The 21,049-nt window shown below is 68.0% G+C and carries 17 protein-coding genes; 11 read left to right on the top strand and 6 right to left on the bottom strand.

What is annotated here, in order from left to right:
• Positions 1-3: 3 nt before the first annotated feature.
• Positions 4-1,461, bottom strand: a complete 1,458-nt coding sequence (locus tag WIX41_RS03500; protein WP_339445779.1) for an AlkA N-terminal domain-containing protein — start codon at positions 1,459-1,461, stop codon at positions 4-6.
• A gap of 169 nt (positions 1,462-1,630) precedes the next feature.
• Here WIX41_RS03500 and WIX41_RS03495 point away from each other — a divergent pair, with 169 nt between their 5' ends.
• The 4 genes from WIX41_RS03495 (at position 1,631) to ubiM (ending at position 5,080) form a co-directional block, all read left to right on the top strand.
• Entirely contained in the window at positions 1,631-2,773 is a 1,143-nt protein-coding gene (locus tag WIX41_RS03495; RefSeq protein ID WP_409187443.1) for a hypothetical protein, read from the top strand.
• Between the two features lie 60 nt (positions 2,774-2,833).
• Entirely contained in the window at positions 2,834-3,355 is a 522-nt protein-coding gene (locus WIX41_RS03490) for a DUF4019 domain-containing protein (protein WP_339445777.1), read from the top strand.
• Positions 3,356-3,373: 18 nt separating this feature from the next.
• Positions 3,374-3,775, top strand: a complete 402-nt coding sequence (locus tag WIX41_RS03485; protein WP_339445776.1) for an MAPEG family protein — start codon at positions 3,374-3,376, stop codon at positions 3,773-3,775.
• Between the two features lie 87 nt (positions 3,776-3,862).
• Entirely contained in the window at positions 3,863-5,080 is a 1,218-nt protein-coding gene (gene ubiM, locus WIX41_RS03480; protein WP_339445775.1) for a 5-demethoxyubiquinol-8 5-hydroxylase UbiM, read from the top strand.
• 23 nt (positions 5,081-5,103) lie between these two features.
• Here ubiM and WIX41_RS03475 read toward each other — a convergent pair whose 3' ends face one another.
• On the bottom strand, positions 5,104-5,334 hold the full coding sequence (locus WIX41_RS03475; protein WP_339445774.1) for an RNA-binding S4 domain-containing protein: 231 nt from the start codon (positions 5,332-5,334) through the stop codon (positions 5,104-5,106).
• Positions 5,335-5,600: 266 nt separating this feature from the next.
• Here WIX41_RS03475 and WIX41_RS03470 point away from each other — a divergent pair, with 266 nt between their 5' ends.
• From WIX41_RS03470 to WIX41_RS03455, 4 genes are all read left to right on the top strand, one after another.
• Positions 5,601-7,547, top strand: coding sequence for a DEAD/DEAH box helicase (locus tag WIX41_RS03470; RefSeq protein ID WP_339445773.1), 1,947 nt, complete (start codon positions 5,601-5,603; stop codon positions 7,545-7,547).
• 164 nt (positions 7,548-7,711) lie between these two features.
• Positions 7,712-10,126 (top strand): putative bifunctional diguanylate cyclase/phosphodiesterase, encoded by a 2,415-nt coding sequence (locus tag WIX41_RS03465; protein ID WP_339445772.1) that lies wholly within the window; start codon positions 7,712-7,714, stop codon positions 10,124-10,126.
• Between the two features lie 89 nt (positions 10,127-10,215).
• Positions 10,216-10,938, top strand: coding sequence for a pseudouridine synthase (locus tag WIX41_RS03460; RefSeq protein ID WP_339445771.1), 723 nt, complete (start codon positions 10,216-10,218; stop codon positions 10,936-10,938).
• Positions 10,939-11,025: 87 nt separating this feature from the next.
• Entirely contained in the window at positions 11,026-12,186 is a 1,161-nt protein-coding gene (locus WIX41_RS03455; protein WP_339445770.1) for an AAA family ATPase, read from the top strand.
• A 26-nt stretch (positions 12,187-12,212) separates the two neighbouring features.
• Here the strand turns inward: WIX41_RS03455 and WIX41_RS03450 are convergent, their stop codons facing one another.
• The 3 genes from WIX41_RS03450 to WIX41_RS03440 all read right to left on the bottom strand — a co-directional run bounded on the left by WIX41_RS03450 (position 12,213) and on the right by WIX41_RS03440 (position 14,510).
• The gene (locus tag WIX41_RS03450; RefSeq protein WP_409187314.1) at positions 12,213-13,160 is read right to left on the bottom strand and encodes a DMT family transporter; all 948 of its coding nucleotides are present in this window, start codon (positions 13,158-13,160) and stop codon (positions 12,213-12,215) included.
• A 100-nt stretch (positions 13,161-13,260) separates the two neighbouring features.
• Complete coding sequence (locus WIX41_RS03445; RefSeq protein ID WP_339445768.1) at positions 13,261-14,079, bottom strand: DUF72 domain-containing protein; 819 nt, start codon at positions 14,077-14,079, stop codon at positions 13,261-13,263.
• Positions 14,076-14,510 (bottom strand): VOC family protein, encoded by a 435-nt coding sequence (locus WIX41_RS03440; protein ID WP_339445767.1) that lies wholly within the window; start codon positions 14,508-14,510, stop codon positions 14,076-14,078. The genes WIX41_RS03445 and WIX41_RS03440 overlap by 4 nt, the downstream gene beginning before the upstream one ends.
• Positions 14,511-14,642: 132 nt before the next feature.
• Here WIX41_RS03440 and WIX41_RS03435 point away from each other — a divergent pair, with 132 nt between their 5' ends.
• Positions 14,643-16,220, top strand: a complete 1,578-nt coding sequence (locus WIX41_RS03435) for a serine hydrolase (protein ID WP_339445766.1) — start codon at positions 14,643-14,645, stop codon at positions 16,218-16,220.
• 87 nt (positions 16,221-16,307) lie between these two features.
• Positions 16,308-18,143 carry a multidrug efflux ABC transporter SmrA gene (gene smrA, locus WIX41_RS03430; RefSeq protein WP_339445765.1) on the top strand — a complete coding sequence of 612 codons (1,836 nt, stop codon included), beginning with the start codon at positions 16,308-16,310 and terminating at the stop codon, positions 18,141-18,143.
• 400 nt (positions 18,144-18,543) lie between these two features.
• Here the strand turns inward: smrA and WIX41_RS03425 are convergent, their stop codons facing one another.
• Entirely contained in the window at positions 18,544-20,352 is a 1,809-nt protein-coding gene (locus WIX41_RS03425; RefSeq protein WP_339445764.1) for a DUF885 domain-containing protein, read from the bottom strand.
• A 102-nt stretch (positions 20,353-20,454) separates the two neighbouring features.
• On the opposite strand from WIX41_RS03425, the gene WIX41_RS03420 reads away from it, so the two are divergent.
• The gene (locus WIX41_RS03420; protein WP_339445763.1) at positions 20,455-20,811 is read left to right on the top strand and encodes a GFA family protein; all 357 of its coding nucleotides are present in this window, start codon (positions 20,455-20,457) and stop codon (positions 20,809-20,811) included.
• Positions 20,812-21,049 lie beyond the last annotated feature (238 nt).

Genomic DNA, 21,049 nt, shown 5'->3' with positions numbered 1-21,049 from the left:
TGGTTACTCCGAAGCGGACGTGGCCAGATGCCACAGGTGCAGCACGGCGTAGGCACGCCAGGGCCGCCAGGCCTGCGAGCGGGCCTCGGTGGCGCGCTCGCTCAGGCGGGTGTCGCCGCCCAGCACCTGCTGCAGCACCAGGTCGCCGGCGGGGAAGGCATCGGGCAGCGCCAACGCGCGCAACGCGATGTAGTGTGCGGTCCACGGCCCGATCCCGGGCAGTGCCACGCAGCGTTCGATGAAACTGTCCAGCCGTTGGCCGGCATGGAAGTCCAGGCGGCCGTCGGCCACGGCGGCGGCCACCGCGCGTACCGTGGCCGCACGCGTACGCGGCAGACCGATGCCCTCCAGCGGGGCGTCGGCCAGCTGCGCCGGGCTCGGAAACTGCCGGTCCAGGCCCTCGGGCATGCCTTCCAGCGGCGTGCCGAAGCGGTCGACCACACGCCGCGCCAGGGTAATGGCTGCGGCCACGCTGACCTGCTGGCCCAGCACCGCGCGCACCGCCACTTCGAAGCCGTCCCAGCCACCGGGCACGCGCAGCCCGGGACGCTGCGCGATGCCGCGCGCCAGCAGCGGGTCCTGGCCCAACGTGGCATGCACGATGCGCAGGTCGGCGTCCAGGTCGAAGATGCGGCGTACCCGACGCACGATCGCGGGAATTGCGCGCGGATCGACGTTGCCCAGTTGCAGCAGCAGCTCGGGGCGGCGCGGATCGGCAGTGACCCGGATCACCGACGGGCGTTCGGCCGGGCCGATCACGCGCTGGTAGCTGGTCGCGTCGATCTGCTCGATGCCCGGAATGCAGCGGCGGCGCAGGAAACCCAGCATCGCCTCGAAATCCAGCGGCGGCCGGTAGCCCAGGCGCAACGTCAGCGCACCGTCGGCAAGCGCGCCGCGCTGGCGGCGGATCGCGGTGGGCGGCATGCCGCAGCCTTCGACGAACGCGGCATTGAAGCGGCGCAGGCTGTTGTAGCCGGCGGCCATGGCCACGTCGGTGACCGGCAGCGCGGTTTCGGTCAGCAGCTGCTTGGCCAGCAGCAGCCGGCGGGTGGCGTGGATCTGCGCCGGTGCCGCGCCCAGCCGTGCCACGAACAGCCGCTGCAGCTGGCGCGCGCTCAGGCCCAGTCGGGTCGCCAGGTCGCCAACGGCCGCATCCTGCAGGAAGCCATCGTGGATCAGTGCGAGCGCGCGCTGCAGCGTTTCGTTGCTCAGCGCATCCTGCGCCTCCGGGGCCAGCTCCGGCCGACAGCGCAGGCACGGGCGGAATCCGGCCGCCGATGCGGCGGCTGCGGTGGGGTAGTAATCCACGTTGGCCGGTTTCGGCGCCGGTGCCGGGCAGACCGGCCGGCAGTAGATGCCGGTGCTGCGCACGGCGGTGAAAAACACGCCGTCGAAGCGCGCATCGCGGGCCAGGCGGGCGCTTTCGCAGGCGGCGTAGTCCAGGGGCAGGAGGGTATCCATGGGGCTCAGTCTATGCCCGTGGCCGGGGCCCGGCTCGCCATTTTCGGACAGCAATGTTGAACCTGTCTGATGCGGTTCAGGGCAGGTTGCCACGGCGCCGGCCGGGCACACTAGACTGTGCCTTCACGTGCCCCGTCCGGCACGCCCTTTGTCTGGAAGCCGGGTGTCCATGCTGCTCAAGTCGTGCTGGTTGTCGCTGTTGTGCCTGGGACTGGCCGCCTGCAGCCAGCTGGAGAATCCCGGCAACGTCACGGCCGCCGACAAGGCGGTCAGGGCGCAGACTGCCGATGGCGACCACATGGTGTCGTTCAACGCCGCTGATGCGCCGCCAGCGCCGACGCCGCCGCCGCGCCGGGGCGAGCAGGGCTGGCCGACGGTCGCCCTGGACAATGGCAAGGCCTGGCTCAGCTGCGATACCGAGTATGCGGACGAAGGGGGCGACGGTGCGCCGCTTGAGGCGTTGGACCGTACCAGCCTGGAAACGGCCATTGCGCCATGCGTCGAGCGTGGCCTGCTGCGCGTGCGCTACGTGGGCAAGATCAATCCCGGCTTCGCCGAGCTGGTGGCGCGGATCGCGCTGGTGGCCGACGCGCAGCGCGTGTCGCGACGCATCCTGGACCTGGATTCCAGCGGTGGCCAGGTGGAAGCGGCGATCGTGGCTGGCGACCGCATCGGCGAGTCCAACTGGACCATCTGGGTGCGCGAAGGCTCGGTCTGCCACAGCGCGTGCGTGTTCGTGCTTGCCGCCGGTGACAACCGGCTGGTGTCGGGCAGGGTCGGCATCCACCGCATGATGCGGATCAGCTCCAAGGCCACCTCGCGTGCCGAGCTCAACCTTGAGCTCCATGAGGTCTACGACAACGTCAAGGACTACCTGCAGCGCAACGGCGTGGCGGTGGGCGTTGCCGACCTGATGATGACCGTGCCCAACCGCAGCCTGCGCCTGCTCAGCAGCGAGGAGCTGCGCCAGTTCGGCCTGGACGGTACCAATGCGGTACAGGACGACCTGGAGCGGATCAAGCAGATGCGCAAGTGCGGCGATGATTTCGTGCGCCGCAAGGACGCGTTCCTGGTCGCCTTCGACCAGGAGTGCAAGCGCGAGGGCAGCGAGCTGGAGGTCATCACCCGCTGTGGACAGACGCTGAAGCAGCGCTTCGGCTTCCCGGATGCGACCTGCCCGGACGAAAGCCCGTTGTCGGAAATCGATGTCTCCACGCTGTTGCCGACCACGGACAAGCCGCGTGATGCGGTGGCCGAGCGAACCGCCAGCGACGCCGACCAGTCGCCGCCAGAGGCGGCCGAACGCAACTGACGGCCTGCTCACGGTGTTCCCGTAGACTGGCCGGAGTCCACTGCCGCTTACGGTTTCCCAATGCGCATTCCGCTGCTGCTGTCGCTCCTGCTTCCCGCCGTTGCCCTGGCCCAGACGCCGCCGCCGGCCACCCCGGCACCGGCCCCCGCGCGGCCGGCGCCGACCGCTCCGGCGCGACCAGCGCTGACCCCGGCGCAGCAGGCGCAGGTACAGAAGCAGGACCAGGAGATGGTCGCTGCCGCTCTCAAGGTAGCGACGCTGGTCGATGCCGGGCGCGCAGGTGAGGTATGGAAAGGCGCATCGGCCGTGGCCCGCAGGTCGGTGACCGAGCAGGCCTTCGTGGCCCAGCTCGACAGCGACCGCAAGCGGCTGGGCGCGCTGGTCTCGCGCGGCCAGCCGGTGGTGACCCGGGTCCAGTACAGGGCAGGCGCCACGGTGCCGGAAGGGCTGTACGTGAACGTCAGTTTCCCCACCCGGTTCGCCAACAGCACGCAGCCGGTGCGTGAGCTGGTGTCGTTCCGGTTCGACGAAGACAAGGTCTGGCGCCTGGCCGGCTACAGCGTGCGCGCCGCCGCTCCCTGATCGCAGGAGGAACATCGCATGGGTATCGAGATCCAGATGCTGGGCTGGGCCATCGTGCTGGGCCTGGTGCAGGTGATGCTGGCCGCAGGCGCGGTCACCCGCGAGCGCGGGTTGGCATGGAATGCCTCGGCCCGCGATGGCGTGCCGCCGCCGCCGGGACCGCTGGCGGCGCGCCTGCAGCGGGCGCAGGCCAATTTCCTGGAAACCTTCCCGTTCTTTGCCGCCGCCGTGCTGGCGGTGGTGCTCACCCAGCGCCAGGACGGCACCACCGCGCTGGCGGTGCAGCTGTATTTCTGGGCGCGGCTGGTCTATGTGCCGCTGTATGCCGCGGGCATTCCCTACGTGCGCAGCCTGGTCTGGGTGGTATCGATGTTGGGCATCGTGCTGCTGCTGTGGCGGTTGCTGCACGGCCTGGCGTGAACCACCGCCGACGCGGCTGATCCAGATCAAGAATGCGTTCGCCGGGGAGCGGTAAGCTCGGGCGTGAATACACATCGGGAACGGATCATGCCGGATCGGCACGGGATGGAGGCGGGCGCACCGCACGGCAGCGCACAGGCGGTGGATGTGGTGGTGGTCGGGGCCGGACCGGCAGGGTTGTGCTTCGCCCGCGCGTTGGCCGGCAGCGGACTTCGGGTGGTGGTTGTGGAGCAGCAACCCCGCGCGGCGCTGGCCGAGGCGGCGTTCGATGGGCGCGAGATCGCACTCACCCATGCCTCCCGGCACATACTCGAACGGCTGGGCCTGTGGGACCGGCTGGACCCCGATGAGATCTCTCCGTTGCGTACTGCCAAGGTCATGGACGGCGGCTCGCCGTTCGCCTTGACCTTTGCTGCACGCGACGCGCAGGGCGGGGACCTCGGTTGGCTGGTGCCCAACCACCTGATCCGCCGCGCGGCGTGGGACAGCGTGCAGGGCCACGCCGACCTGGAGATCCTCGACCAGTGCAGCGTGCGCGGCATCGTGCCCGGCGCACGCCACAGCGAGGTCACCCTTTCCGATGGCCACCGCCTGCAGGCACGGCTGGTGGTGGCGGCCGACAGCCGGTTCTCGTCCACCCGGCGCATGCTGGGCATCGGCGCGCGCATGCGCGACTTCGGCAAGTCGATGCTGGTGTGCCGCATGCAGATCGAGGTGCCGCACCAGCACACCGCATGGGAGTGGTTCGGCCATGGCCGAACCATGGCGCTGCTGCCGCTCAATGGCGGGCAGGCCTCGGCGGTGATCACCCTGCCGCCGCGTGAAATCGAGGCGCTGCTGGCGCAGGATGAAGCGACATTCGGGCGCAGCATCAGTGCGTGTTTTGAACACCGCCTGGGCGCGATGACGCCGGTGGCGCGCGCCATCGCGTACCCGCTTGTCGGGGGGTATGCCAATGTGTTCGTGGGCGAGCGCTGCGCGCTGATCGGCGATGCGGCGGTCGGCATGCACCCGGTCACCGCGCACGGTTTCAACCTCGGCCTGCAGAGCCAGGACCGGCTGGCGGCGGTACTGCGCCGGGCGGCAGGGCGGGGCACCGATATCGCCGCCCCGGCCGGTCTTGCGGCCTACGAGCGCGGGCACCGGCTGGCCTCACGGCCCTTGTACGAGGCGACCAATGCGATCGCCACGCTCTACACCGACGACCGCCTGCCGGCGCGGGTGCTGCGCCGGGCCGGCCTGCGCCTCGCCCATGGGGTGGCGCCGTTCCGGCAGCTGATCGCCGCGCACCTCACCGGTAGGTGACGACCGTTGGTCGTCACACGTGATCAGGGGGCGTCGGAATCGGCGATGACGTTGATCACGGTGTCGCCGAACTGGACCTGCTGGCCACCGCGGATCTTGCAGGCTTTGCGCAGTTCCACCTCGCCATCGACCCGCACGTGGCCGTCACCGATGACCGTCTTGGCTTCGCCGCCGCTGGTGACCAGGTCGGCCAGCTTGAGCAGCTGCTTGAGCTCGACGTAGTCGCGGTCCAGTTCAAATTCGAGGGTCTGCATGGAGCGGGTATCCTGGGAAGGGGCGCGGACGATGGGCCGGGCCGGGAGAGGGCGCGTATTGTGCGCCAGCACGCGGCATTTACGGCATCCATGCTGGAATCTGTACACGTTGTTCAGGAATCATCCGGTATCATCCCGGCCTGAGCGAGTGAATTCTCCTCCGACCGAGCAGCGCCAGGGCACGCGATAAGAAAGGGCGCCCAAAGCGCGGACCATCCCCTTTTTTATGTCACTACCCGTAAACGGTAGTGCCTTCGGAGTTCCCCATGTCCCAAGAATCCCCCGCGCCGCTGCTGTTCGCAGACCTCGGCCTGTCCGACGCTGTGATGAAGGCAGTCGCCGCCGTCGGCTATGAAACGCCATCGCCGATCCAGGCCGCCACCATCCCGGCGATGCTGGAGGGCCGCGACGTGCTCGGCCAGGCCCAGACCGGTACCGGCAAGACCGCCGCCTTCGCGCTGCCGGTCCTGTCCAACCTCGATTTCAACCAGACCAAGCCGCAGGTGCTGGTGCTGGCGCCCACCCGCGAACTGGCCATCCAGGTCGCCGAGGCGTTCCAGACCTACTCCTCGGGCATCCCCGGCTTCCGCGTGCTGCCGGTCTACGGCGGCCAGCCGTACGGCCAGCAGCTGCAGGCCCTGCGCCGTGGCGTGCACGTCATCGTCGGCACCCCGGGCCGGGTGATCGACCACCTCGACCGCGGCACCCTGGACCTGTCCGAGCTGAAGACGCTGGTCCTGGACGAAGCCGATGAAATGCTGCGCATGGGCTTCATCGACGACGTCGAAGCGGTGCTGAAGAAGCTGCCGGAGACCCGCCAGGTGGCGCTGTTCTCGGCCACCATGCCGTCGCAGATCCGTCGTATCGCGCAGACCTACCTGAAGAACCCGGCCGAAGTCACCATCGTCAGCAAGACCACCACGTCGGCCAACATCCGCCAGCGTTACTGGTGGGTGAGTGGCATGCACAAGCTGGACGCGCTGACCCGCATCCTGGAAGTGGAACCGTTCGACGCGATGATCATCTTCTCGCGCACCAAGGCGGCCACCGAAGAGCTGGCCGAGAAGCTGCAGGCCCGCGGTTTGGCTGCTGCGGCCATCAATGGCGACATGCAGCAGGCGCAGCGCGAGCGCACCATCGGCATGCTGAAGGAAGGCAAGCTGGACATCCTGGTGGCCACCGACGTGGCCGCGCGCGGCCTGGACGTGGAGCGCATCAGCCACGTGCTGAACTACGACATCCCGTACGACACCGAAAGCTACGTGCACCGCATCGGGCGTACCGGCCGTGCCGGGCGTACCGGCGATGCGATCCTGTTCGCCACCCCGCGTGAAAAGGGCATGCTGCGTGCCATCGAGCGTGCCACCCGCCAGCCGATCGAAGAGATGCAGCTGCCGAGCGTGGATGCGGTCAACGACACCCGCATCAACAAGTTCATGAGCCGCATCAGCGATGCACTCGATGCCGGCGGTACCGAGTTCTACCGCGACCTGCTGCAGAAGCTGGAGGGTGAGAAGAACGTGCCGGCGATCGACATCGCCGCCGCGCTGGCCAAGCTGTTGCAGGGCGATTCGCCGTTCCTGCTGACCCCGCCGGTGCGTGGCGCGCGCGAAGAGCGCGCCCCGCGCAGCAACGACCGCAATGATCGTGGCGAGCGTCCGGCGCGTTTCGAGCCACGCTTCGAGCGTGGCCCGCGTCGTGAAGACGACCGCGGTCCGCGTCCGCCGCGTCCGGAAGGCGATTTCGGCGGTAACGACGGTGGTTTCGAACGTGCCCCGCGGCGTGACATCGCCCCGCGCGGTGCCGCCGAACCGGGCATGGAAACGTTCCGCATCGAGGTGGGCCATGTGCACGGGGTCAAGCCGGGCAACATCGTTGGCGCGATCGCCAACGAAGCCGGGCTGGAAAGCCGCTTCATCGGCCGCATCGACATCCACGACGACTTCTCGGTGCTGGACCTGCCGGCGGAAATGCCGCAGGACCTGCTCAGCCACCTGAAGAAGGTGTGGGTGTCGGGCCAGCAGCTTCAGATGCGCAAGGTCGAGCCGGGTGAGGACCTGACCCCGTCGGCACGCCCGCCGTTCAAGCCGAAGTTCGGCCGTGGCGGCAAGCCGGGCGGTCCGGGTGGTCACCGCGGTCCGGGCGGCCCGGGTGGCAACGACCGCCCGCCGCGTCGTGACGGCTTCAAGCCGCGCGGTCCGCGCAACGGCTGATCGTCCTGATCGTGTGACCTGCAACGCCAGCCTTCGGGCTGGCGTTGTCGTTTCAGCTTCCTGACGCACCGTGACGGAAAACTTCGCGCCGTTTCAACAGTGTTGGTTCTAGCCTGCGATGGCAGGGACAATGCAACGCATACCAACGTGCCGGAGGACCCGCGATGCGAGGCAGCAAGGACGTTGGCAGTTCCGCCGTACCGCAGGTCACGCGGGGTTTGACCCTGCGGTTCGTGCTGTTGACCGGGATGGCCGTCGGCCTGGTGGCGCTGTCGGCGCTGATCCAGGAACTGCAGGGCGCTTCGACCGCCTGGATCGTGGGGCAGAGCCACTGGTCGCGCAGCCAGCAGCACGCGACCTTTGCGCTGGAGCGTTACATCACCTCGGGCAACCCGGCCGCGCTGGCCGAAGCGCGCGCTGCGCTGCAGGTGCCGCTGGGCGATCTGGACGCACGCCGCGCGCTGGAGCAGGACGACGTGGATGTCGCGCGGGCGCGGCGCGGCTTCCTGCAGGGCGGCAACCAGCCCGGCGACATCAACCGGCTGATCCTGTCGTTCCGTTACCTGGGCAATCTCGGTTACTTCCGCGACGCCGTGCGCCTGTGGCGACAGACCGACCATGGCCTGGCCCAGCTGCAGGCGATGACCGGGGCCGCCGAGGCGATGCATGCCGATGGCAGCGTGGAGCCTGCCATGCGCGGGGCGCTGCTTGTGCAGTTGCAGGCGCTGGACCGCAGCCTGCAGGCGCAGGCCCGCGCGTTTTCACTGGCGCTGCTCAATACCGCGTCCATCGTGCGGATCGCCACGCTGGTGGTGGGCGGTCTGTCGGTACTGCTGATCACCCTGGTGGCGGTGCTGTTGGCGCGGCGGGTGCGCAACGACCTGATCGACACGGAAAGCCGCTTTCGTGCGGCGTTTTACCAGGCCACGGTGGGCATGCTCAAGCTGGACCCTGCCGGTGGCATCGTCGAGGCCAACCAGGCCATGGCCGATATCCTCGGCTATCGACGTGACGCGCTGCCCGGCATGGCGCTGCCGGACCTGCTGGTCGACGGCGAGCTGGTGCTGGACCAGGCCGGCGACATCGACTGGGCACGCCAGCTGCGTCCGGGTGAACTGCGCTTCCGGCATGCCGATGGCGGGCTGCTGTGGGGGCGCTGGAGCGGCACCCTGGTGCGCAGCCCCGGCCGTGAATTGTCCGTGTTCGCGATCATCGAGGATGTCTCGCAGAACCACGCGCTGGCGCGCGAGGTCGAACACCACGCCAGCCACGATCCGCTGACCGGGTTGATCAACCGCCGCGAAATCGAGCGCCTGCTGGAACTGGCGCTGCTGGACGTACGCACCCATGGCGGTACCCACAGCCTGTGTTACCTGGACCTGGACTACTTCAAGCTGGTCAACGATGGCCTCGGCCATGCGGCCGGTGACCAGCTGCTGCGGGGCTTTGCCGACTACCTGGAGGGAGCGGTGCGCGAGGGCGACTGGGTGGGCCGGATGGGCGGCGACGAGTTCGCGATGTTCCTGTCCGGCGCGCGCCAGGAAGAAGCCAAGCAGGTCCTGCAGCAGATTGCGCGCAACCTGGGCCAGGCCGGGTTCCAGCGCGATGATGGGCTGCCACGGGTCAGCTGCAGCATCGGGGTGGTGGAGATCACCGCCGGGGTGGCCGACGTGAACTGGCTGATGAGCGCTGCCGACAGCGCCTGCTACGCGGCCAAGCAGGCCGGTCGCAACCGCGTGCACTGCTTCAACGAAGACCGCATGGCGCTGGAAGAGCGCCTGCTGGAAGCCGAGCGGTTGACCCATGTCTCCAGCGCGATCGCCGAGAACCGGATGCTGCTCTACGCCCAGCGCATCGATCAGGTCGGCGATCCGGACTTCCTGCACTACGAAGTGCTGGTGCGCATGCGCGGCACCGACGGCCAGCTGCAGGGGCCCGGTGATTTCATGCCGGCGGTGGAGCGTTACGGCATGGGCATGGCGCTGGACCGGCACGTGCTGGGCCTGCTGTTCCGCCACCTGCAGCTGTGCCCGGCGCACGTGCAGCGTTTGGGCCTGTGCAACGTGAACGTGTCGGCCCAGTCGATCGCCGAGCCCGGTTTCCTGGCCTTCGTCTGCGACCTGTTGGAGCGCAACCGCGGGCTGGCGCGCAAGCTGTGTTTCGAGATCACCGAAACTGCGGCGATCAGCAACCTGGACCAGGCGCGCAGCTTCGTCGAAGGGGTCAAGGCGCGCGGCTGCCGCGTGGCCCTGGATGACTTCGGTTCCGGGTTGTCCTCGTTCGGGTACCTGCGCCAACTGCCGGCGGACACGCTCAAGATCGATGGCATGTTCGTGCGCGACATGGACGTCGACCCGATCAGCCGCGCCACCGTGCGCGCCATCACCGAGATCGGCCGCGAACTGCGCATGAGCGTGGTCGCCGAGTGGGTGGAGACGGAGGAGGTGGCCCTGCAGCTGCAGGCGCTGGGCGTGGACGGCCTGCAGGGCCATGCCATCGCGCGGCCGATGGCGCTGGAAAAGCTCACCCAGCCCTCGTTGTGGCGGGAGCCTTTTGTGCAGTCCCGCCACCTTTCCTGAACGGTCACGTGCACCGGAACCGCTGCCAGGCGAAGACCTGCTGGTCGCCTGATCCCGCGCCCGGCGGGGTTTTACCGGATAATGGCGCGATGACAACCCGACTCAACAAGTACATTGCCGAAACCGGCTTCTGTTCCCGGCGTGAAGCCGACCGCCTGATCAGCGAGCGCCGCGTCACCGTCAACGGCCACCCCGCCGGCACCGGTGCGGTGGTCGGCGAGGGCGACGCGGTGCTGGTCGACGGCCAGCCGATGCGCGCGCGCGAGGCCAGGAAGGCAGGTGGCCGCCGCCATGTGTACATCGCGCTGAACAAGCCGGTGGGCATCACCTGCACCACCGAAAGCGCGGTCAAGGGCAACATCGTCGATTTCGTCGGCCATGAGCAGCGCATCTTCCCGATCGGCCGCCTGGACAAGGATTCCGAGGGCCTGATCCTGATGACCAGCAACGGCAATATCGTCAACCAGATCCTGCGCGCCGAAAACAACCACCAGAAGGAATACCTGGTGGCGGTGAACAAGCCCGTCACCGACGAGTTCCTGCGCGGCATGGCCCGCGGGGTGCGCATCCACAACGAAACCACGCTGCCGTGCCGGGCGTCGCGCATCGCCAAGTTCGGCTTCCGGATCGTGCTGCAGCAAGGCCTGAACCGACAGATCCGATTGATGGCGGCGGCGTTCGATTACCGGGTGACCCAGTTGCGCCGGGTGCGCATCGACAACGTCAAGATCGGGGCGCTCAAGCCGGGCCAGTGGCGCAACCTGACCGATGCCGAGCTGAAGGGGTTGCTGCCGCAACAGCAGGACTGGTAGGCCCGCACCGCGGGAAGCCGATCTTTCGCAGCACCTGCGACGCAGGCTTGGCATCCTGTACGCCCGTTTTCCCTGCCGAATCCGTCCATGCTGCAGACCCTGGCCATTTCCAACTACCGCTCCCTGCACGACCTGGTCGTGCCGATGGGGCGGCTGAATCTTGTGACCGGCGACAACGGCAGTGGCAAATCCAGTCTCTACCGCGCACTGCGACTGTTGGCCGAAACCGCTCAAGGCGGGGTGGCGGCAGCGCTGGCGCGGGAGGGCGGGCTGGGCTCTGCGCTGTGGGCGGGACCGGCCAAGACCAGTCGGGCGATGGAGCAGGGCGAGGTGCCGGTACAGGGCGCGGCGCGCAGCGAGCCGGTGGCGTTGCGATTGGGCTTTGCTGCCGAGGACTTTGGTTACGCAATCGACCTGGGGTTTCCGGTGCCGAGCCTATCGGCTTTCACGCTGGATCCGCAGATCAAGTGCGAGAGCATCTGGGCAGGGCCGTTCCTGCGCAGCAGTACGGTGCTGGTGGAGCGCCATGGGCCGTTGGTGCGGCGCCGTAATGGACGGCAGTGGGAGGGCGTGGATGATCGGTTGTCGGTGTTCGACAGCGTGTTCTCGCAGCTGGCGGATCCGCAGCGGATGCCCGAAGTACTGGCACTTCGCGAAATGATCCGCGCATGGCGGTTCTATGACCATTTCCGCACTGATGTTGATGCCCCGGCACGCCGGTCGCCCTTGGCGACGCGCACGCCGGTGCTGGCGCACGATGGTCGCGACCTGGCGGCGGCCTGGCAGACCATCGTCGAGGTTGGCGATGCACAGGGTCTGGCTGCTGCCGTGGACGATGCGTTTCCGGGTGCGAAGGTGGGGATCGAGGGGGGCGAGGGGCGGTTGCACTTGAAATTCCATCAGCACGGATTGCTTCGACCGCTGTCGGCGGCCGAGTTGTCCGACGGCACGTTGCGGTATCTGCTGCTGATCGCGGCACTCCATACGCCGCGACCGCCGCCGTTGATGGTGCTCAACGAGCCGGAAACCAGCCTGCATCCGGACCTGCTGCCGGCGCTGGGCCGGCTCATCATTGCAGCGACCGCGCGCAGCCAGCTGTGGGTGGTATCGCACGCTACGCGCCTGGTGGCGGCACTGCGCGAGTCGCCCCTATGCAATCCAATTGCTCTGGAGAAGCAGATGAGTCGCACGAAGATCATCGGCCAGGGCCTGCTCGATGCCCCGGCCTGGTACTGGCCCGACCGGTAGGTACCCCCCGTTGGTGGGTACGCGGTTCAATCGGCAATATTGCGCGCCTCCGACGTCCCCAATATCTCCGGGTGCTGTACCTTCCTGCGCCGGTTCAACAGCGGGTGCAGGAACACCGCGCCGACGATGATCGCCACGCCGGCGTAGAACAGCGGGGTCAGTTCACGCTGTTCGCTGAGCAGCACCATGGCCAGCAGGATCGCGTAGACCGGTTCAAGATTGGTCACCAGCTGCACGGTGTAGGCGCTGAGGTGGCGCAGCGCGACCAATGCCAGGGCGAACGGCAGCAGGGTGCACACGCCGGCCAGGGCCAGCAGCAGCAACCCGTCGTGCAGGTTGGGCACCACCCACAGCGGGCTGGCCAGCGCCGGCAGCAGGAACGGCAGCAATGGGGCGAGCAGGGTGAGAGTGACCGTGCCCGCGCCCAGTTCCACCGCCGTCACGGTGAGCGGATCGGCGTGGCTGACCAGGCGCTTGTTGAGCGAGCCGAAGATGGCGACCAGCAATGCGGAGATCGCCCCGATCAGCACGCCCAGGCGCATGCCGCCGGGCACGCCGCCGACCACCATGCCCACGCCGGGCAGTACGGCAATGCCGAAGGCCAGTTCGCGCAGCTGGAAGGGACGTTTGGCCACCCATGGTTCGATCACGGCGGTGAAGACCGGCGCCAGCGCGATGCAGGTGGCGGCCACCGAAGCATTGGCCAGCTTCACCGCGCCGTAGAAGGTCAGCCAGTGCAGTGCCACCAGCGCTCCCACCCCGCAGTAGCCGGCGAACAGCGCAGGGGAGAGCTGGCGCAGCCCGCGCCATACCCGCGGCAGCAGGGCCAGCATGGCCACCACCAACAGCATGCGCCACCACACCAGCGGCAGTGCCGGCAGGGTGATGAGCTTGCCGAGGATGGCGGTGACGCCCCACAGCAGCACGCAGAAGTGGATTTGCAGCAGCGCTTTGCGGGTATCGGTCATCGGCATCCGCATATTGTGGAGCAATAAGCATGCGTAGAGCCACGCCTTGCGTGGCTGCTCTTGGCGGGACCCGGAACGCTGCGTGGCAGCCACGCAGGGCGTGGCTCTACGCCCCGACCTGTTTCAGCTGTCTGCGCAACGCTACTGCGGCGCCTGGGTTGCGGTGCTTGGCCGCGCCGATGAACAGCACATACACCTCCCGTGGCTCACCCGGGGTGGCATCGGCGACGAGGTGCGGCAGGTCCGGGTTGTCTTCGCCACGCGCCCAGCGCATCGCGCGCAGGCACCACTGTTCCAGCGTGCGTTCGGGGTAGCCGGCATGCAGGTTCGCACGCGACTGCATCAGCCGCGCATAGATGAAGCTGGCGGCAGGGTCGGCGAAGCTGGGGTAATCGGGCGAACCACTGAACACCAGCGCGGTATCATGCGCGCGCGCCGCGGCGATCAGCTCCGGGGTCCACGCCGCCGCATTGCGCACTTCCAGCGCGTGCTGCAACGGGCGGCCGCCGGCCTCGCGGGGCAGCGCCTCCAGGAACCGATCGAACTCCTGTGCACCGGCCGGGTGGTTCTCGCCGAACTGCCAGACCAGCGGGCCCAGCCGATCTTCCAGCGCGCTGATGCCCTGGATGAAACTGTCGGCGCGCGTGCCAGCGGCGGCCAGGTCATGGCTCTGGGTGATGGTGCGCGGCGCTTTGGCCGAGAAGCGGAAGCCCGGCGGGGTCTGCTCGCGCCATTGCGCGTACACCGCCGGCTTCTGCGCCCGGTAGAACGTGCTGTTGATCTCGATGCAGCCCAGCTGCCGGCTGGCATGGGCCAGCTCCTCGCGCTGCGGCAGCCCGGCCGGATAGAACGTGCCGCCGCGCCACGCCGGAAACACCCAGCCGCCGATGCCGGTGTAGATCGGCCCGGGTGCCGCGTGCTTCAAAGGCCGGTCTCCTGCCACGGATCGTAGCTGCCGAACCACCAGATATGGCCTTCGAGGTCACGGCAGGCATAGCCGCGACCGCCGTAGTCCTGGTCGGCGATGTCGATGACCAGCTCGGCGCCAGCGGCCACCGCACGCGCGTAGTGGGCATCGGGATCGGTCACGATCACGCAGGCGCTCTGGGTTTCGCGCCCGTTGATCTCATTGGGCTGCACGACCAGCTTGCCCCACTCGCCACCGCTGTCGACCGAGCCCAGCATGATCATGCCGCTGCCATGGACCAGCTGCGCGTGATACACGATGTCGCCGTCGGCGTAGACCGCCTGCGCCGTGAAGCCGAAAGCGCGCTCCAGCCACGCGATGGCCGCCCGGGCATTGCCGTAGCGCAGGCAGGGGATGATGGTGGAACCGGTGTCGGCGGGCGCGGTCATGCGGGTGCTCCGGGGTGGGCGGCTTCTGGCACAGGCGAGCCTGCAACCGGCCGCGTTACCATCGCGCGAAACCTGGCGCATTCGGCCCGTGGCGGCCTCGACGCCCCAGCAACACGCAACCGGAGATACTGATTGAATACATCCTGGATCGGAGGCCTTGTGCTGCTGGCGTGCACACCCTTGGCGTCGGCGGCCGTGCCGGCCGAACTGCAGCAGTTGGATGCCACCGTTGAACGCGTGCGCAGCCAGTTCGACATTCCCGGCATCGCCGTGGCGGTGGTCAAGGACGGCCAGGTCGTCTTCGAGTGCGGCTACGGCGTGCGCGAGCTGGGCAAACCGGCGCCGGTCGAGGCCGACACGCTGTTCGCGATCGCCTCCAACACCAAGGCGTTCACCGCCACTTCGCTGAACCTGCTGGCCGAGCAGGGCAAGCTGAAGATGGACGACCGGGTGATCGACCATCTGCCGTCGTTCCGCATGTCCGACCCGTACGTGACCGGCGAAATGCGCATCCGCGACCTGCTTTCGCACCGCAGCGGGCTCAGCCTGGGCGCGGGCGACCTGTTGTTCTGGCCGACCACGACCTACAGCAACGCCGAGGTGGTACAGCGGTTGGGCAAGGTGCCGCTCAAGGCCGGCTTCCGCGACCGCTATGCTTACGACAACATCCTGTATGCGGTGGCGCAACAGGTGATCGAGCAGGTCTCCGGGCAGTCGTATGCGGACTTCCTGCAGCAGCACATCTTCACCCCCGTGGGCATGGGCGGCACCCGCTTCAATGCGGACCACCTGCAGCCGGGCGACAAGGCCGCCACCGGGCATGCCAAGTTCGATTTCACCGAACTGCGCACCGTGGCGCCGCTGACCTGGTCCAACAACGCCGGTGCCGGCGGAGTGTATTCCAGCGTGCACGACATGGCACGCTGGATGAACGTGCAGCTGGCCCAGGGCAAGCTGGAGAACGGCACGGCGCTGTTCAGCCCCAAGAGCCAGCAGGCGATGTGGCAGATGATCACCCCGCAGGTGGTGCCCGAGCCGAGCGTGCCGGCGCTGGCCGCCGCGCGCCCGAACTTCGCCGGTTACGGCGAGGGCTGGAGCCTGAGCGATTACCGCGGGCAGAAACTGGTATGGCACACCGGCGGCTGGCCGGGCATGGTCTCGCGCGTGACGCTGGTACCGGAGCAGAAGCTGGGCATCGTGGTACTGACCAACCAGGAAGTGGGCGCGGCCTTCAATGCGGTCACCATGGACGTACTCGACGCCTATCTCAAGGCGCCGGCCACCGACTGGGTGGCGGCGTACGCCGCCGCAGTGGCCAAGGCACGGGACAAGGCCGACGAAGGCTGGGCCGCGCACCAGGCCGCGCGCGATCCGACGTCCACGCCGTCGCTGCCGCTGGCCCGCTACGCCGGTACCTACCGCGACCCCTGGTATGGCGAGGTGTTCATCGAACCGCGCGGCGGCAAGCTGCGCCTGCGCTTCGGCAGGACCGCGCAGCTGGTGGGCACGATGGAGCACTGGCAGCACGACACCTTCATCGTGCGCTGGGATGATCGCTCGCTCAACGCCGATGCGTTCGTGAATTTCAGCCTGGACCCGGACGGCAAGGTGCGCGAGGTGCGCATGCAGGCGGTGTCGTCGCTGACCGACTTCAGTTTCGACTTCCAGGATCTGGTGCTGACCCCGGTGGTTGCCGACGCGGCGAAATGAACCGCGCGCGCGGTGTATGCCGCGGGTGAAAACAAACGGCAGGCCGCGGTGGGATAATCGCGGCCTGTTGGTTTTTCCGGGGTTGGAATGTTCCGCTGGTTCGAGTCGCTGATTCCGGTGTTTCCGCCGATCGACGCGCGCATGCCGCCGCGTCAGGTGTTGCCGTTCTACATCCACTACCTGCGCCCGGTCTGGCCGGTGCTGCTGGCCACGCTGCTCGCCGGGCTGCTGCTGGCGCTGGTGGAAGTGGCCATGTTCGATTTCCTCGGCCGCATCGTCGACATGGTCAGCGAGCAGCCCGATGCGGGCTTCTTTGCACGGCATGCCGACACGCTGCTGTGGATGGCCGCCATCACGCTGGTCGCACGGCCGGTACTGGTCGGCCTGCACAACCTGCTGGTCAACCAGGCCATCGTACCGGGCCTGAGCAACCGCTCGCGCTGGCTGATGCACAACTACGTGGTGCGCCAGAGCCTGTCGTTCTTCCAGAACGATTTCGCCGGCAGCATGGCCAACCGCGTGATGCAGACCGGCACCTCGCTGCGCGAATCGGCGGTGCAGATGGTCGATTCGCTGTGGTACATCGTGGTCTACACCGGCACGGCGCTGTACCTGTTCGCGCAGGCGGACTGGCGGCTGATGATTCCACTGGTGCTGTGGTTGGCCGCCTACGTGGTGATCATGGTGTACTTCGTGCCGCGCGCGAAGGAGCGCGCCTGGATTGCTTCTGAAGCGCGCTCCAAGGCGATGGGCCGGATCGTCGACGGCTACACCAACATTCCCACGTTGAAGCTGTTCGCCCATGGTGGGCGCGAGCAGGCGTACGTGGCCGAAGCGATCGAGGAGCTGGCGGTCAAGCACCGCCGCCAGACCCGCATCACCACCGGCATGGACCTGACCATCGCCATCGTCAACGGCTTCCTGATCGCCGGCACCTGCGGGCTGGCGCTGTGGCTGTGGAGCCACGGCAACATCACCGTGGGGGCGATCACCCTGGCCACCGGCCTGGTGATCCGCATCCACAACATGTCCGGCTGGATCATGTGGACCATCAACGGCATCTTCGAGGACATCGGCACGGTGCAGGATGGCATCACCACCATCTCGCAGCCGCTGAGCGTGCAGGACCGCAGCGATGCGGTGCCGCTGGTGGTTCGCGAGGGCGGGGTGCGGTTCGATGACATCCACTTCCACTACGGCAAGCAGGGCGGGGTGATCGCCGGCCTGGACCTGGCGGTGAAGCCGGGTGAGAAGATCGGCCTGGTCGGCCCGTCGGGCGCGGGCAAGTCCACGCTGGTGAACGTGTTGCTGCGCCTGTACGACCTGGAAAGCGGGCACATCCGCATCGACGGGAAGGACATCGCCGAGGTCACCCAGGAAAGCCTGCGCCGGCAGATCGGCGTGGTCACCCAGGACACTTCATTGCTGCACCGCTCGATCCGCGACAACCTGTTGTACGGGCGGCCTGACGCCACCGAGGAACAACTGCGTGCGGCGGTGAGCAAGGCGCGCGCTGCCGCCTTCATCGACACGCTGCGTGACGCCGAAGGGCGGCAGGGTTATGACGCGCACGTGGGCGAGCGCGGGGTGAAGCTGTCCGGCGGCCAGCGACAGCGCATCGCGATCGCGCGGGTGCTGCTCAAGGACGCGCCGATCCTGGTGCTGGACGAGGCGACCTCGGCGCTGGATTCGGAAGTGGAAGCGGCGATCCAGGACAACCTGGACGAGCTGATGGCGGGCAAGACGGTGATCGCCATCGCGCACCGCCTGTCCACCATCGCGCGCATGGACCGGCTGGTGGTGATGGACCAGGGCCGCATCGTGGAGACCGGCACGCACGCCGAGCTGGTCGCCGCCCGCGGCCTGTACGCGCGGCTGTGGGCGCGGCAGACCGGTGGGTTCGTGGCGGCGGACGTGGTTTAAAGGAGACGCGGCTGCCGGTGGGGCGAGCGCGGGGCCGCCGCACCCTTGTGGGCGAATTTCCCCCGGCGTCGGCCTGCGGCCGCCCCCTTCCTCCTTTTAATTCGCCCACAAGGGCACGGCGGCCCCGCACTCGCCTCACCGGCGTCGCACCGTGACGTCCGCTTTTCCCTGCGAACCGCAAGCCGAGCCCCGTCGCGGCCGGTAGGTCCCTGGCAAAGTAAAGGAGGAGGTGGCGGCCGCAGGCCGCCGCCGGGGGACATTTGCACAGGGGCCTGCCGGCCGCGGCGGGGCCCTCCACGCTCGCGACAGCCATGGTCGAAGACCGAAACAAAAAAAAACGGCCCGGTTTTTACCGGGCCGTTTGGTGATGCGTGACGACCAACGGTCGCCACCTACCGGGTCACTCGATCGGCTGGTCCAGCATCAACTGGCGTGCGAAGCGCACCGGCGGGGCGCCGTAGGACAGCATCTGGTCGTGGTAGGCCTTCAGGTTGAACTTCTCACCCTGCTTTTCCTGCACGGCCTTGCGCGTGTCGAAGTGCTCCTGCGCCCCGACGAAGTAGGTCGGCAGCTGCGCCGAGGTCAGCTGCGCGCGCACCCACTTGCCCGATGCCTCGCTTTCCTGCTGGAACGCATCGTGGGTCATCAGGTGCATGGCCTGCTCGCGGGTCCAATTGTCCACGTGCACGCCCTGGTCCAGGATCGCGTTGGAGATGGTGCGCAGGTAGAACTTCAGCTGCACCAGGTGGAACAGCGGATCGTTGTCCAGGTAACCCTGCTCCTGCATCATCCGCTCGGTGTACACCGCCCAGCCTTCGGCGAACAGGCCCGAACGCAGCACCGCGCGCAGCGTGGACGGGAACTTGCCCGAATGCCAGCCTTCCAGGTAATGGCCCGGGGTGCCTTCGTGGATGCTCAGCAGGTGGATCATGCGGCTGTTGTATTCACGCAGGAACGAGTCGACCTGCTTGTCGGTCCAGTCGTCCGGAATCGGCGATACCGCGTAGAAGGTCTTCAGGTTCTTGTCCAGCGGGCCGGGCGAATCGCAGTAGGCCACGGCCACGCCGCGCTGGAATTCGGGCATCAGGATGATGTCCACCGGCGCATCGGGTAGGGTCATCAGGTCGTGCTTTCGCACGAACTCGGTGGACTGCGCCAGCGCCGCCTTGGCATCGTCGACCACCTTGTCGCGGGCCGGCTTGTCGGCGTAGGCCAGTTCCAGCGCCGCTTCGATCGCCGCCTGCTGCTGTTCGTCGCTCGGGTTGGCCGGCAGCGCCGGGGCGCCCGGCTTGTCCTTCAGCACGGTCTGCGCAATGCCGTACATGTCCTGGCGGACGCGCTTGAGCTCGGCGCGGGCACGTTCGCCGATCTCGGCGCGCGACAGCGACGAGTTCAGCGCGAACTTCAGCTTCTGGTCGTACAGCTCGGCGCCGATCCGGAAATCGCCCTTGGCGTTCGGCACCAGGGTCTTGTCCAGCCAGGTCTGCTGTTCGTCCACCGCCTTCTTCAGGCCGTCGATGGCAGCCTGCAGGCGCTTGCCATCTTCGGCCGGCAGCTCGCCGATATGCGGGGTGATGAAAGTATCGACGATGCTGAGGATGCCCTTGTTCTGCTTGGCCACCGTCTCGGCGTGGATCTTCGGCACGCGGGCCGGGTCCAGGTTCTCGCGGGCCTGGGCGAAGATCTGCGGCAGCTTCTCCATGCGCGCGGTGGCCGACTTCAGGCGCTCGGGCAGCGGCGCGAATTCACGGGCCATCAGGCCGTACAGCGCGCTGCCGGCGGTGCCGTTGTAGATCTGCGGATCCCACTTCGAGGCCTGCAGCACCTCGGCGCTCCAGATCTCGGACTGCAGCTGGTTGCGCAGGATCGCCGCGTCGACCTGGTTCTCGCGCGAGAGCCTGCTCACATCGACCTTGTCCAGTTCGCCGAGCAGGCCCTTGTAGGCGGTCAGCGTTTTCTGCTGGCCGGCCGCGCTCAGGTCATCGATCTCGCTGTCGTAGCGGTGGTCGCCGATCTGGGTGGCGCTGATCGGCGACAGCTGCATCCAGGTGTCCAGGGCGCGCTTGGACAGGTCGGCGAAGGTGGCATCGGCTGCCGCGTCGACGGCCGGGGCGGTTGCCGAGGTGCCGGCCGGTGCGGTGGGGGCGTCGGCCTGCTGGCAGCCACCCAGGGCGGCGATCAGGGCGAGGGCAAGAAGCTGCTGGCGCATCGGTGATCCTGTGCTGTGGACAATCACCCAGCATAGGGGGTGCAGCGGGGGGCCGCCCGTGCCATTGGATTACCATGGGCCTTTCCCGCCGGGAGGTGTGCCATGCAGTACGAAGGAAGCTGCCATTGCGGGCAGATCGCGTTCGTGGTCCAGGCCGATGCACCCATCACCGAGGTCCTGGACTGCAACTGTTCCCTGTGCCGGCGCCGCGGCGGCCTGCTCTGGTTCGGCCCACGGGCGGCGTTGCGCCTGAACACGGACCCGGCCCAGCTGGCCACCTACCAGTTCAACCAGCACCACCTGCAGCATCACTACTGTCGCGACTGCGGCATTGCCCCGTTCAGCGAGGGCGTGGACCCGCGCAGCGGTCAGGCGATGGTGGCGGTGAACGTGCGTTGCCTGCCCGCGCTGGACCTGGCCGGGCTGAAGATCAATTTTTACGACGGAGCAAGCGTGTGATGGCAGGGACGAAGTGACGCAGCTGCGCCATGGCAGGGATGCTGCTGGTGGCGCTTCCAGAGGCCCTCGGGCCAGCGCAGCCGCAGCGACATCGGCCAGGCGCTGGGCGATGTCGGCGCGACCGTCACCAGCAGCGTGGCGTTCGTGATCCGCGCGGTGGCCGCGTTGCTGCCGGTGACGTTGGTGTTGTGGCTGGTGGGCTGGATCGGGCTGAAGCTGTGGCGGCGTCGCCGACGCG

Source organism: Stenotrophomonas sp. AB1(2024) (genome assembly GCF_037482345.1).
GTDB lineage: Bacteria > Pseudomonadota > Gammaproteobacteria > Xanthomonadales > Xanthomonadaceae > Stenotrophomonas.
The sequence above is the reverse complement of the archived record's forward strand: the minus strand, read 5'-3'. Positions and strand labels throughout refer to the sequence as shown.